The 14,034-nt window shown below is 69.3% G+C and carries 10 protein-coding genes; 4 read left to right on the forward strand and 6 right to left on the reverse strand.

The features are described 5' to 3' along the window. The first annotated feature begins 24 nt into the window (after positions 1-24). Together aceE and nboR are read left to right on the forward strand one after the other, a co-directional pair. Positions 25-2,805 carry a pyruvate dehydrogenase (acetyl-transferring), homodimeric type gene (gene aceE / locus LDO15_RS20075; protein WP_223987571.1) on the forward strand — a complete coding sequence of 927 codons (2,781 nt, stop codon included), beginning with the start codon at positions 25-27 and terminating at the stop codon, positions 2,803-2,805. A gap of 20 nt (positions 2,806-2,825) precedes the next feature. Beyond that, positions 2,826-3,452 carry a nicotine blue oxidoreductase gene (gene nboR / locus LDO15_RS20080; protein ID WP_223981646.1) on the forward strand — a complete coding sequence of 209 codons (627 nt, stop codon included), beginning with the start codon at positions 2,826-2,828 and terminating at the stop codon, positions 3,450-3,452. A gap of 108 nt (positions 3,453-3,560) precedes the next feature. Here nboR and LDO15_RS20085 read toward each other — a convergent pair whose 3' ends face one another. Beyond that, entirely contained in the window at positions 3,561-4,235 is a 675-nt protein-coding gene (locus tag LDO15_RS20085) for a uracil-DNA glycosylase (protein ID WP_223981648.1), read from the reverse strand. 93 nt (positions 4,236-4,328) lie between these two features. On the opposite strand from LDO15_RS20085, the gene LDO15_RS20090 reads away from it, so the two are divergent. After that, positions 4,329-4,853 carry a DUF488 domain-containing protein gene (locus tag LDO15_RS20090; protein ID WP_223981651.1) on the forward strand — a complete coding sequence of 175 codons (525 nt, stop codon included), beginning with the start codon at positions 4,329-4,331 and terminating at the stop codon, positions 4,851-4,853. 95 nt (positions 4,854-4,948) lie between these two features. On the opposite strand, the gene LDO15_RS20095 is transcribed toward LDO15_RS20090, so the two are convergent. The 5 genes from LDO15_RS20095 to LDO15_RS20115 form a co-directional block, all read right to left on the reverse strand. Beyond that, on the reverse strand, positions 4,949-5,932 hold the full coding sequence (locus LDO15_RS20095) for an aldo/keto reductase (RefSeq protein WP_223981654.1): 984 nt from the start codon (positions 5,930-5,932) through the stop codon (positions 4,949-4,951). A gap of 47 nt (positions 5,933-5,979) precedes the next feature. Then, positions 5,980-8,883, reverse strand: coding sequence for a molybdopterin cofactor-binding domain-containing protein (locus LDO15_RS20100; protein WP_223981658.1), 2,904 nt, complete (start codon positions 8,881-8,883; stop codon positions 5,980-5,982). A 2-nt stretch (positions 8,884-8,885) separates the two neighbouring features. Then, entirely contained in the window at positions 8,886-9,836 is a 951-nt protein-coding gene (locus tag LDO15_RS20105) for an FAD binding domain-containing protein (RefSeq protein WP_223981661.1), read from the reverse strand. After that, the gene (locus tag LDO15_RS20110) at positions 9,827-11,176 is read right to left on the reverse strand and encodes an XdhC/CoxI family protein (protein ID WP_223981664.1); all 1,350 of its coding nucleotides are present in this window, start codon (positions 11,174-11,176) and stop codon (positions 9,827-9,829) included. The genes LDO15_RS20105 and LDO15_RS20110 overlap by 10 nt, the downstream gene beginning before the upstream one ends. A gap of 180 nt (positions 11,177-11,356) precedes the next feature. Continuing rightward, on the reverse strand, positions 11,357-11,851 hold the full coding sequence (locus LDO15_RS20115) for a nucleoside deaminase (protein ID WP_223981667.1): 495 nt from the start codon (positions 11,849-11,851) through the stop codon (positions 11,357-11,359). 391 nt (positions 11,852-12,242) lie between these two features. On the opposite strand from LDO15_RS20115, the gene LDO15_RS20120 reads away from it, so the two are divergent. Beyond that, entirely contained in the window at positions 12,243-13,607 is a 1,365-nt protein-coding gene (locus LDO15_RS20120) for an 8-oxoguanine deaminase (protein ID WP_223981670.1), read from the forward strand. Positions 13,608-14,034: the final 427 nt, after the last annotated feature.

Here is a 14,034-nt window from a genome sequence, read left to right on the forward strand (position 1 = left end):
TTGAGCCAACCATTCAACGACGAAATGAGGCTGGACGTGGCTGCAGGAGAAGATACCTCCCATATCCTCAGCGGGTTGACAAACCAGCTGCCTGATCGTGATCCGGAAGAGACCGCCGAGTGGCTGGAGTCCCTGGATACCCTGATTCAGGAACAGGGCACGGAGCGTGCCCGGTACATCATGCGCAGCCTGCTTCAGCGGGCCGGGGCGCAGAGCGTGGGTGTTCCGATGGTCACCACCACGGACTACGTCAACACGATCCCGGTGGACCAGGAGGCCCCGTTCCCGGGGGACGAGGAGATCGAGCGGAAGTACCGGGCGTGGCTGCGCTGGAACGCCGCGGTCATGGTGCACCGGGCGCAGCGGGCGGACATCGGGGTCGGCGGGCACATCTCGACCTATGCCGGGGCCGCGACCCTGTACGAGGTCGGCTTCAACCACTTCTTCCGCGGCAAGGACCACCCCGGCGGCGGGGACCAGGTCTTCTTCCAGGGCCACGCCTCCCCTGGCATGTATGCCCGGGCCTTCATGGAGGGCCGGCTGAGCGAGGAGGACCTGGACGGGTTCCGGCAGGAGAAGTCCAAGGAGGGCCACGCCCTGTCCTCCTACCCGCACCCGCGGCTGATGCCCGGGTTCTGGGAGTTCCCCACGGTCTCGATGGGCATCGGGCCGATGAACGCGATCTACCAGGCCCAGTCCAACCGGTACCTGCACAACCGCGGCATCAAGGACACCTCCGACCAGCAGGTCTGGGCGTTCCTGGGCGACGGTGAAATGGACGAGCCCGAGTCCCGCGGCCTGCTCCAGCTCGCCGCGAACGACAAGCTGGACAACCTGAACTTCGTGATCAACTGCAACCTCCAGCGCCTGGACGGGCCGGTGCGCGGCAACGGCAAGATCATGCAGGAACTCGAGGCGTTCTTCCGCGGCGCGGGCTGGAACGTCATCAAGGTCGTCTGGGGCCGGGAGTGGGATGACCTGCTCGCCCGGGACCGGGACGGGTCCCTGGTCAAGGTCATGAACGAGACCGTCGACGGGGACTACCAGACCTACAAGGCCGAGTCCGGCGCGTTCGTCCGCGAGCACTTCTTCGGCCAGACCCCGCAGACCAAGGAACTCGTCCAGGACCTCACGGACGACCAGATCTGGAACCTCAAGCGCGGCGGGCACGACTACAACAAGGTCTACGCCGCGTACAAGGCCGCGACCGAGTTCAAGGGCAAACCCACCGTCATCCTGGCCCACACGGTCAAGGGCTACGGCCTGGGCACCCACTTCGAGGGCCGCAACGCCACGCACCAGATGAAGAAGCTCACCCTCGCGGACCTCAAGGCCTTCCGCGACCACCTGCGCATCCCCTTCACCGACGACCAGCTCGAAGCCGACCCCTACCGGCCCCCGTACTACCACCCCGGCCCCGACGCCCCCGAGATCCAGTACCTCATGGAACGCCGCCGCGCCCTGGGCGGCTTCGTCCCCGAACGCCGCGCGGACCACGCGCCCGTGGAGCTTCCCGACCCCGCAACCTATGAGGTTGCCAGGCGAGGTTCGGGGAAACAGCAGGCGGCCACCACCATGGCCTTCGTGCGCCTGCTCAAGGACCTGCTCCGGGACAAGAAGTTCGGACACCGCATTGTCCCGATCGTGCCGGATGAATCGCGCACCTTCGGCATGGACGCGTTCTTCCCGACCGCGAAGATCTACAACCCGGACGGCCAGGGCTACCTGTCCGTGGACCGGGACCTGGTGCTTGCATATAAGGAATCTGCCCAGGGCCAGCTGATCCACCCGGGCATCAACGAGGCCGGGGCAGTGGCGGCGTTCACGGCCGCGGGCACGTCCTACGCCACGCACGGCGAACCGCTCGTGCCGATCTACGTGTTCTACTCGATGTTCGGCTTCCAGCGCACCGGCGATTCCTTCTGGGCCGCCGCGGACCAGATGACCCGCGGATTCATCATCGGCGCCACCGCCGGCCGCACCACCCTGACCGGCGAAGGCCTGCAGCACGCCGACGGCCACTCCCCGATCCTCGCCGCCACCAACCCGGCCGTCGTTACCTACGACCCCGCGTACGGCTACGAGATCGGCGTCATCATGCGCGACGGCCTTGAGCGGATGTACGGTCCCGGCTCCGACGGCTCCGCCCACGGCGACGGCGACGGCGACCGGAACCTGATGTACTACCTCACCGTCTACAACGAGCCCATCGTCCAACCGGCCGAACCCGAGAACCTCGACGTCAACGGTGTGCTGAAGGGCATCTACCGGGTGTCGGCGTCGGACGTTGAAGGGCCCAGGAGCCAGATCCTGGCCTCCGGTGTCTCCGTGCCGTGGGCGCTGGAAGCCCAGCGGATCCTCGCCGAGGACTGGGGCGTCTCCGCCGACGTCTGGTCCGTGACGTCCTGGAACGAGCTCCGCCGCGATGGGCTCGCCGCCGAGGAGGAAGCCTTCCTCAACCCCGGCCAGCCCGCCCGGGTCCCGTTCGTCACCCGGCAGCTCGCCGGCGCCACCGGACCCATCGTGGCGGTCACCGACTACATGAAAGCCGTCCCGGACCAGATCCGGCAGTTCCTCCCGAACGAGTTCGCCTCGCTCGGCGCGGACGGCTTCGGCTTCTCCGACACCCGCGCCGCAGCCCGCCGCTTCTTCAAGAACGACACCCACTCGATCGTGGTGAAGACTCTCCAGCTGCTCGCGGCGAGGGGCGCCGTCGAGGAGGGCGCGCCGTCGTACGCCATGGACCGCTACAAGCTCCTGGACGTCAACGCCGGGACCACCGGCGGAGCGGGCGGCGACGCCTGAGGGCGCGTTAGGGTGGGCAGATGAGTGAAGGCGGCGCGCTGGGCCATGGCATTACACCAGGCACGACGGCGGTGCTGCTTGCCGCCGGCGCCGGGACGCGGCTGGGGCTCGGGCCCAAGGCGTTGCTCCGGTTCCGCGGCCGCACGCTGGTTGAAGGGCTGGCTGACGTGCTGCTCGACGGCGGCTGCCGGGCAGTGGTGACGGTGCTCGGCGCGGACGCGGCCGCGGTCCGCGCCGCCACCGACCTCAGCCGGCACCGGGTCATCGTCAATCCGGGCTGGGACACGGGGATGGGCGGCTCGTTCCGGCTCGGTGTTGCCGCGGCTGCCCAGGAGGACCATGTGCTCATCGCGCTCGTGGACCAGCCCGGGCTGACCAGGGAGACCGTCGCCCGGCTGCTGGCCTCCCACCGGCCGGGCCGGGTGACGGCCGCCGCCTACCGCGGCGTCGACGGCACGCTGCGCCGCGGACACCCGCTGCTGCTGGACGTATCGCTGCGTGCCGAAGCGTCTGCCTCGGCAACGGGCGACGCCGGTGCCCGGCATTTCCTGCAGGCCCACCCCGACCTCATTGACCTCGTGGACTGCAGCGACCTCTCCGGCGGCGAGGACCTGGACACGCCGGACCAGCTGCGCCTGCTCGACTAGCGTCAAACGCAGCCGGGCCGCAGACAGAACACTGCACTAAACCAACGCGGGGTCAGATACCGCCCATCAAGGTCCCTCCGATGGGCCTTATCTGACCCCGCGTTGGCTTCAGGGCGTTGGTTTTAGGGCGTTGGTTTTTAGAGGGAAGGGGCCCAGCAGCTCCTGCAGGCCGCGCTTGAACCCGGACCGGCCGCCATGGGCGGGATGCCTGATTTTCGGCACGTCCAGGCCGCTCCGCTGCAGGCTGCGGTGCGCCACGTTGCCCACAGCCACCAACGTTTTGATGGAGAACTCCTCCGACAGGGCCTGCCAAAAGGGAGTTCCGAGGGCAGTCTCGGCGGCTGTTGGCGTGCGGTTGGACAGCGGCTGCCCGGGCACGTGGGTGTGCCACGGGCAGGCGCTCCAGAGCAGGGGCAGGAACTCCAGTTCGGCCAGCACCTCCCACATCACCGTTGCGGTCGGCTCCGCCGCAACTCCCGCAGCTTTCGCCGGCAGCACGTATCCCTTCCCCGGCCCGAACAGCCCGAAGCTGTTGGCGGGACCCTGGAACATCGTGCGGTTGGTGAAGGGCACTCCGGTGATCCCCATGCCCCTGTAGCCGGGGGCTTCCCCCACGAGCAGGACCTTCGGGGAGCGGTCCAGCATTTCCTGCAGATAGATGCCCAGGTTCCGCCTGCGCAGGGCGTTGCCGGGCACGGTGTGGTCGAAGAAATTGTTACACCCCGGCCCTGTTTCCACGGCCGCGAGCCGGTCAATAAAGTCCTCGATGAAGGATGAAGTCATTCGGTGCCCGTTCCTTGGCAGCTCATAGGTCAATCAGACTATCCGGGCCGCTCGGCCGCCGGCACAGGCTGCCGCGCCGCTTAGCATGGGGACATGACGGACATAACCATCTTCACGGTGGGGCACTCCACGCACCCCATCGACGAGTTCGTCGGCATCCTGAAGGCCCACGGCATCAAGAAGCTGGTCGATGTCCGCACCGTCCCGAAGTCGCGGCACAACCCGCAGTTCAACGCGGACGCCCTGGCGGCGAGCGTGCGGGCCAGCGGGATCACCTACCGGCGGATGGCATCCCTCGGCGGCCTGCGGCATGCCCGAAAGGACAGCCCCAACGGCGCCTGGCGGAACGCGTCATTCCGGGGGTACGCGGACTACATGCAGACCGGGGAATTTTCCACGGCCATCACCCAGCTGCTGGAACGCGGGCGGACCAACAATCTGGCGATCATGTGCGCGGAAGCCGTCCCCTGGCGCTGCCACCGCTCGCTGATCGGAGATGCGCTCCTGGTCCGGAACGCCGAGGTGCTGGACATCATGACGGAAGAATCGGCCAAACCCCATACCCTCACCTCCTTCGCACGCGTTGACGGAGAGCGGGTCTGGTATCCCGCAGACTAGGGTCCGGCACCCCCACCACAACGCGGGGTCAGATACGGCCCATGAATCACGCCGACATGGGCCGTATCTGACCCCGCGTTGCTTGGAGGAGTGGGTTACCAGCGGGGGTGGATCGATTCGCGGAAGTAGCGGTCATAGATTTCGCGAACGCCGACGTCGAACGTGGCATCAATGCCGCTGACGCCCGCGGCGGCGGCGTTGGAGCGGGCCTGTTCCACGTTCCGCGCGCCCGGGATCACCGTACTGACACCGTCCTGCGCCGCGATCCAGGCGATGGCCGCCTGGGCGGTGCTGACGCCGTCGGGCACCAGTTCCTCAAACTCGGCCACCGCCTTGAGGCCCTGCCCGAAGTCCACGCCGGAGAAGGTCTCCCCGACGTCGAACGCCGAGCCGGTGCGGTTGTAGTTCCGGTGGTCGTCCGCCGCGAAGGACGTCTCCGCGGTGTATTTGCCGGAAAGCAGCCCCGAGGCGAGCGGGACGCGGGCGATGATGCCCACCCCGGCGGCCTCCGCCGCGGGCAGCACCTCGTCCAGCGGCTTAAGCCGGAAGGCGTTGAGGATGATCTGGACAGTGGCCGTGCCGTCGTGGCGCATGGCCTCCAGAGCTTCGCCGGTCCGCTCCACACTGACGCCGTAGTTCCGGATGACGCCTTCGGCCACGAGTGTGTCCAGCGCGTCGTAGACTTCGGCGTTGCTGTACACGGCGGTGGGCGGGCAGTGCAGCTGGACCAGATCCAGCTGCTCGATGCCCAGGTTGCGCCGCGACCGGTCCGTCCACTCGCGGAAGTTGGCGAGGTTGTAGTTCTCCGGCCGCTGCTCCACCCGGCGGCCCATCTTGGTGGCCACCGTGAGCTCCACGCCGGGGTTGTCCGCCAGGAACGCTCCGACGGCCTGCTCGCTGCGGCCGTCGCCATAAACGTCCGCGGTGTCGAAAAACGTGACACCCGCGTCCACCGATGCCGCCAGGATGGCCTGGGCCTGCGCGGGGTCCACGTTGCCCCAGTCCGCGCCAAGCTGCCAGGTCCCCAGGCCCACGATGGAGACGTCCCGTCCGGTCTTGCCCAACATTCGCTTTTCCATCATCCGACTATAGGCCGGAACAGCAACGCGGGGTCAGATACGGCCCATTAAGGCCCCTCCGACGGGCCGTATCTGACCCCGCGTTGGTTTTGGCGGGAGTCCTTGAGGGCCAGGTAGATCTTGTCGCGGGCGACGGGCAGCTCCGCGAACCGCACCCCGGTGGCGTTCCGGATGGCGTTGGCCAGGGCCGGCGCCACCGGGTTGAACGGGCTCTCGCTCATGGACTTCGCGCCCAGCGGCCCGAGTTTGTCGGACGTGTCGGCGAAGTACACCTCGCTGCGCGGCACGTCGGCGAAGGACGGGATGTGGTACTGCCGGAGGATGTCGGTGGTGACCCGTCCGGCGTCGTCCACCCTGACCTCCTCGTACAGCGCGGCACCGAGGGCCTGCGCGATCCCGCCCTCGATCTGCCCGCGGCACTGCCTCGGGTTGACCACCACGCCAGCGTCGGCGGCCTGCACGCTCTGCAGGATCCGCAGCTCCCCCGTGCCGGTGTTCACGGCCACCCGGAATCCGTGGACGTTGAACGCCACCGAGCGCGGTGTCCCGCCCCAGTGCCCCTCGGCGGAGAGTTCGACGCCGGCCGCTGCGGCGGCGTCGAACAGTTCCGTCAGCGGCACCCGGGTTCCCTCGCAGACGACGGCGTCGCCCGCCAGCACGCACCCGGCTGCCTGCACCTGCCGGATTCCGGCGGCAAAGGCGCGGATCCGCACCGCCAGGTCCTCGGCCGCGGCCAGGGTGGCCTTCCCGGCGACCACGGTGCCGGCCGAGCCGAAGGCGCCGGAGTCGTGGTCAACAAGGTCCGTGTCCGACTGCCGGACGGTGATCCGGTCCGCGGTGGTGGACAGGGCGGTGGCGGCGAGCTGGGCGTGCACGGTGGTGGTGCCGTTGCCGAATTCCGCGGTTCCGACGTCCGCCCGGTAGCTTCCGTCCGGCAGCAGCCGGAGCCTGGAATGCGCGAAGTGGCCGCGCGGCGGGACGGTGTCGATCATGGACAGCGCCGAGCCCTCGCCGGTGACCCAGTCGGGGCCGAGGTCCCCGAGCCCTGCGTCCCGGTAGCGTTCGCGGCCGCGCTCCAGGGCGTCCTGTACGAGGCGCGTGCACTGGTCCAGCCCGTAGCTGCCGTACAGCACGTCCTCTTCCGGGTCGGGGTGCGTGGAGAGCATGTCGTCGCCCTCGCGGACCATGTTGCGGCGCCGGAACTCCATCGCGTCCATGCCGATCCCGGCAGCGAGCTCGTCGACTGCGGACTCGATCGCGAAGACCATCTGGCTCAGACCGTAGCCGCGGAACGCGCCGGAGGGCACCGTGTTGGTGTACACGGCGTGGGCGTCGACCTTTTTGTTGGCGCAGTTGTACACGGCCAGGGATTCACCGCAGCCGTGGAACATTACGCCCACGGAATGGTTGCCGTAGGCGCCGGCGTTGGTCAGCACGTCCAGCTGCAGGGCCGTCAGTTTGCCCTCGCTGCTGGCGGCGGCCTTGAGCTTGATGGTGAACGGGTGCCTGGTGGTGGACGCGGTGAACTGCTCGGTGCGGGTGAATTCGAGCTGCACCGGGCGCCGCAGTTTCAGCGCGGCGAGCGCCACGATGTCCTCGGTGAGGACTTCCTGCTTGCCGCCGAAGCCGCCGCCCACCCGTCCCGCGACCACCCGGATCCGGTCCTCCGGCAGGCCGAAGACCCGGCCCAGGGTGCGCCGGACCAGGAAGGGCACCTGGCTGGAAGTGCGGACCTGCAGCCGCCCGTCGTCGTCGATCGAGGCGATGGCGGCGTGGGTCTCCAGTGCGGTGTGCTGCACCCGCTGGGTCCGGTAGGTCTGTTCGTGGATGAAGTCCGCGGTGGCGAAGGCCGCCGCGACATCGCCCAGTTCGGAGTGCAGCTCGGCCACCACGTTCTGGTCCGGCCGGCCGATGCGGGCCGTGACGGCGTCCTTGTCCCCGTGGACCAGCGGGGCGCCGGCGCGCATCGCCTCCTGCGGGGTGAACACCGCGTCCAGCACCTGGTACTCAACTTTCAGGGCCCGGACGCCGGCTTCCGCCGCGGCCACGGTATCGGCGACGACGGCGGCGATCCGCTGCCCCACGAAGCGGACGACGTCGTCCAGCACCCGGGTGTCGTCCGGATCATCGGTGTAGAGCTCGTGCTGCGCCGTGGAAAACAGCTGCGCGGGTGAGTCCTCGTGGGTGAACACCGCCGCCACGCCGGGAATCCGCAGGGCGTCCGTGGAATCGATGGACAGCACGCGGGCGTGGGCGTGCGGCGAGCGCAGGAGCTTGACATGCAGCAGCCCGGGGAGCTCCTCCGGCGGAACGTCCAGTGTGTAGCGTGCCGCGCCCGTGACCACGGCCCGGCTGGCGGGGGCCGGGACGTCGTCGCCGAGCTGGCCGGGACGCGGATCGGGCTGGCCGTCGCCGGCGATCCCGGATCCCGGCCCCTTGGGGTCCGGCTGGCCCGCATGGTCCGGGTGCCCCGATTCGCTGTGCGCGGCCTCGCCGCAGACGGCGTCGGCAATGGCCCGGTAGCCGGTGCAGCGGCAGAGGTTCCCCTTGAGGTTCCGCGGCAGGTTCGCCTTCTGCTCGTCGTCGAAGGTGGCCGCCGTCATCACCATGCCTGCGGTGCAGAATCCGCACTGGAAGCCCTGTCGTTCCATGAACTGCTGCTGCATCGGATGCAGGGCGTCGCGGGTTTCAGTGCCGGCGCCGGTTTCAGTGCCGGCTACAGTGCTGGCCAGGCCCTCCACGGTGGTGACGGCCCGGCCGTCGGCCCGGACCGCGGGGTAGATGCAGCTGTGCACCGGAAGGCCGTCCACGTGGACGGTGCACGCCCCGCAGTCGCCGCCGTCGCACCCTTTCTTCACGCCGAAGTTGCCCTGCTCCCGCAGGAACGTCCGCAGGCACTGCCCCGGCCTCGGTTCGGCCTGCGCCGGGGCGCCGTTGATCTCGATAGCCATGCTCAGGCTCCTTCCTGCTGTGGCGAGGCATGCGGTGACGTGCGCCGCGGAGGCCAGAAGTCCCCGGAGACACGTGCCGGCGGCGCGCCTGCCGGGGCCGCGAGTTCGGCGCGGATTTCCTCGGCGAGCCGGTAGGTCATGTCCTTGCGCCAGGCGGGCAGGCCGTGGATGTCGTCATGGTAGAGCTCGTCCGGGATGGCGGCGTCGAGCGCGGCGGACAGGTCGGCTGCGGCACCTGTGCCGGCTCCGGCTGAGCCGGTGCGCAGGCGCAGCTGCACGGGGCGCTTGGTGGCGGCGGTGACGGTGAGGGCCAGTCCGCCGTCGGCGTCGAGCCGTCCGATCAGCAGCACCCCGGACCTGCCCAGATTGCTCAGCGACAGCCGGCGGAAGGCCACCCGTGAGGCAAGGGCCGACGCCGGCAGGTGGACACCGTGCAGGAGCTCGCCGGGTGCCAGGGCATTGCGCCCGTCCCCGGTGACGAACTCCGCCATCGGGACAGTGCGGCTGGCGCCGCCCGGTCCAAGCACCGTGCACACTCCGTCCAGGGCCGCGCAGAGCGAGATCATGGGTCCGGCCGGCAGGGACGTGCAGAGGTTGCCGCCCACGGTCGACATGTTCCAGACCTTGAAGGACGCCACGAACGAATCGCAGCACGGCCGGACCAGGTCCAGCGCCGGCCAGTCGGCCGCATGCGTCCGGCCGGCCTCGCTGGCGGGCAGCGCATAGAGCTCCGCGACGGTGCAGGTGGCCGCGAGCTCGATCCCGGTTTCGGATACCGTGATGGCCGGCCAGCCGGCGGAGCCGAGGTCCAGGAGGCGCCTGAGCGGGTCCTTGCCAAAGGCGAAACTGCCGTAGGAAAACAGCACGGTGCCGCCGGCCAGCCAGGCGTCGCCCGCCCGCCAATCGGCCGGATCCGCGGTGCGGACCACGGCCTCGATGGTATTCATGTCCATGGCATCTCCTGGTGGTGCAGGGTGTGAAGTTGCGGCGCCCGATGCGGGGCCGGATGTAGTGGGGCGGGGTGCAGTGGGGCGGGGTGTAGCGGGGCCGGGTGGATCGGTCCGCTCCCGTACTTCAGCGAGAGGCCGCGGGCGGAGCGGCTCCGGGCCGCCACCAGTTCCGCGGTGATGGACACGGCCACCTCGGCAGGCGTGACCGCCCCCAGGTCGAGCCCGATCGGCGAATGCAGCCGCTCGATCTCCTCCGGCTCCACGCCGGCGGAGATCAGGGACTGCAGCCGCTGGCTGTGGCTCCGCCGCGATCCCATGGCCCCGACGTACGCCAGGTCCAGGCGAAGCGCCGTCTCCAGCAGCGGAATGTCGAACTTCGGATCATGGGTCAGCACGCAGACGACCGTCCGGGGATCGAGGCGGCCGGCCGCGGCCTCGGCCGCCAGATACCGGTGCGGCCAGTCGGTGACCACTTCCTCGGCCAGGGCGAAGCGCTCCTGCAAGGCGAAGGCCGGGCGGGCATCGCACAACGTCACGTGGTAGCCGAGCAGCCGGGCGGCCGGCACCAGGGCCGCGCCAAAATCGTTGGCGCCGAACACCAGCATCCGGGCCGGCGGCAGCCTGCTCTCCACCAGCAGCGTGACGGGCTCATTCGCGGCCTGGCCCTCCGCCGCGTCGCCGCAGCACCCTGTGTCCGGCGCCAGCCGCACCACGGCGGTGATCCCGTTTCTCAGCAGGGGCTCCAGCTGCGCAGCCGCCGCCTGCAGCAGGGAGCGGGCCCCGTCCCCGGCGCCCAGCAAAGCGCCCACCGCCGCGGACTGCGCCACCCGGTAGCCGGCCGGGTCCGGAATCACGACGGCGCCCGCGCCCGCCGGGCGGCCGGCATCCACCCGGCGGATGAGCGCCAGGCCCGCTGCCGGATCCAGGTCGCCCACGACGTTCAGGCCGCCCCAGGCGTCCAAGGCATTCAGAGTGTCCAAGGTGTTCCGGGAGTTCAGACCCTCCGGTCCGCGGCCTCCTAAGGCGTCCGTCAGCAGTTCGATGTGGATTTCCAGCTCGCCGCCGCAGGTGAGCCCGACGGCGAACGCGTCCTCGGAGCTGTAGCCAAAGAACTCACGGCGCGGACCGCCGTCGGCGATCACCTCCAGGGCAGCCGTCACGACGGCGCCCTCGACGCAGCCGCCGGAGAGGCTGCCCAGGACATCGCCGGACTCGGACACCAGCATGGAGGTTCCCACCGGGCGCGGCACTGAACCGCCGGCCCCCACGACGGTAGCCACAGCGCAGCGCCGGCCGGTGGCTGCCGGCTGCCAGGCTGTGAGCCCGGGCATCAGTTCCAACATGGCTGCACCCGCTTCCCCTGTGCGGCGGTGGTGAGCACATTCTCGTACCTCACCCGGGCCGGGGAAAGCACCGCCCCGGCCGGGTGCGCCGGAAATCCGCTGCGGTCCCGGATTTCCGCGCCCCGGATCCCGGTCGCGCCGGTCCGAAAGCGCAGCGGAATCCGCATCTCGACCACCGGCCTAGTAGTCGATCCGGGTCTGGAGGGCGCTCCAGGCGGTGAACGGCTGCAGCACGGACGGCGCGCCCGGACCGTCAAGCTCCAGCTTGTGCACGGGCATCACAGCCTCCGGCTGGCCGTTCTCGAAGTACTCGTAGAAGGCGGCGTCGTCGAATCCCACGGAGGCGGCGTCATGCCGGCCGGCGGCGAAAACCACCCGGTCCACACGGGCCCACAGCGCGGATGCCAGGCACATGGGGCACGGCTCACAGCTGGCGTAGAGGGTGGCCCCGCTCAGTTCGAACCGGCCAAGCTCGGTGCAGGCCCGGCGGATGGCAGTGACCTCGGCGTGGGCGGTGGGATCGTTGGTGGCGGTGACGCGGTTGACGCCGTCGAACACTTGCCCGTCCGCGGTGACGATGACGGCCCCGAACGGGCCTCCGCTGTTCATGACGTTGGCCGTGGCCAGCTCGATTGAGCGGGCGAGGTACGCCTGGGCCGTGACGGTGTCAGCCATGATTCGACTCCCTGTGCCGTGGAAGCCGGTACCCCTTGGCGAAACTTGATGAGCCAGTTGCGTCGGGACCAGGCTTCAGCGTGTGCGATGAAGGTTCAGTTGCGCCTGGTAGATAGCCTCCCGGTTCCGGGTGCCCGCCTTTGACACCAGCGAGAGTAGCAGCGAAACGGACACTGCGCCAGAGATCTGTGGAAGTTAAGTTTCGTGATGTGAAATTCAGGTTTCCGGCCTGTCACAATGCGGCCCATTGACGGAACGACAGCGGACCGTTGACGGGCCGGGGCCGGCCGCCCTAGCCTGTTCGAACCGGCGCCCCGCCGCCGGCACCCTGGATCAGCAGACAGGGCATCACTGAGCTGGAAGACATCCCTACGCTCTGACAGGAACCCTGATGCCTACGCTATCCCCCGAATCCCGGCTCTGGATCAAGAACCCCCTCGGCGCCTTCACCGCCAACAGCCTCGACGCCTCGGGCGGAGTCGTGGTGAGCGGCGGCGTGATCGTGGAAGTGCTTGCCGTCGGGCAGCTGCCCTCGGCGCCGTGCCAGGAGATCTTCGACGCCGGCCGCCACGTGATGCTGCCGGGGCTCATCAACACGCACCACCACTTCTACCAGACCCTCACCCGGGCCTGGGGGCCGGTGGCCAACGCGCCGCTTTTCCCCTGGCTGCAGAACCTGTATCCCGTGTGGGCCCGCCTCGCGCCCCGCGACCTGGAGCTGGCCACGACAGTGGCGCTGGCGGAACTGCTCCTCTCCGGCTGCACCACGGCGGCGGACCATCACTACTTGTTCCCGGAGGGCATGGAAGATGCCATCGACATCGAGGTCCGGGCGGTGCGCGGGCTCGGCATGCGGGCCACGCTCACCAGGGGCTCCATGAGCCTGGGAGAGGACGACGGCGGCCTGCCGCCCCAGTCCACGGTGCAGTCACCGGACGTGATCCTGGCGGACAGCGAACGGCTCATTCGGGAATACCACCAGCGCGGCGCCGGCGCCACGGTCCAGATTGCGCTGGCCCCCTGCTCACCGTTTTCGGTGACCCGGGAGATCATGGCGGAGAGCGCCGCCCTGGCCGAGCGGCATGACGTGCGGCTGCACACCCACCTCGCCGAGACCCTGGACGAGGAGGATTTCTGCCGGGAGATGTTCGGCCTGCGGACCGTGGACTATCTGGACAGCGTGGGCTGGCTGGGCGGCCGCACATGGCTGGGCCACGGCATCCACTTCACAGATTCCGAGATCGCCGCACTGGGGGCCGCCGGCACCGCCGTGGCCCATTGCGCCACCTCCAACATGCGCCTGGCATCCGGCACGGCCAGGGTGCTGGAACTGGAGGACGCGGGCGTCCCCGTGGGGCTGGGCGTGGACGGCTCGGCGTCGAACGATGCCTCCAACATGATCCTGGAGGCGCGGCAGGCACTGTATCTGCAGCGGCTGCGCTACGGCGCGCAGGTCCCGGTGGAGCGGGCGCTGGGGTGGGCCACGCGGGGCTCCGCCGCAGTCCTGGGCCGGCCGGACTTGGGCCAACTAGCCCCGGGGATGCAGGCGGACCTGGCCCTCTTCACCCTGGACGAACTGCGTTTCTCCGGCAGCCACGATCCTGTCGCGGCCCTGCTGCTGTGCGCGGCCGACAGGGCGGACCGAGTGATGGTGGGCGGGCAGTGGCGCGTGGTGGACGGGCACATACCGGGACTGGACATGTCCGGGCTCATTGCCCAGCACTCGGCGGCGGCGCGGAAGCTGGTCCGCGGGTAGACCTGGCTGCGACCAGCCGGCTCATCCAGCGCGAGACCCGGCCGGGTGCATGACCGCGGTCGGCCGAAAAGTGGAAGTCCGGATCGGTTCCCCCGGCGGGGAGGTAGAACTCCGCCGGGGCCGCCGCCGGATCCTGGCCCTGTGCGCTGGTCGGCTGTTGCTGCATCTCATGCTCCCTTGTTGTTTCACGCTGCGGTTCTTCGCTTCGAGCTTGTTGATTCCGGCTTCTTCGCTCGAGGCCATTCACCGGATCCCTGTCACTCTTATTTTCGTTCTACGAAATTTAGTTCTTGATATACGGAAACGCTAAGCCCGCACCCGGACCCAGTCAAGGGCCTGAGACCCGCGCCACGAGGCGCACGCAGTCACACTCGGAATTTTCGGATTGTGATGTACACCACCGCGGGGTTGGGCTAGCCTTGTTGAT

The sequence above is a fragment of the Arthrobacter sp. NicSoilB8 genome (assembly GCF_019977355.1).
Classification (GTDB): Bacteria; Actinomycetota; Actinomycetes; order Actinomycetales; family Micrococcaceae; genus Arthrobacter.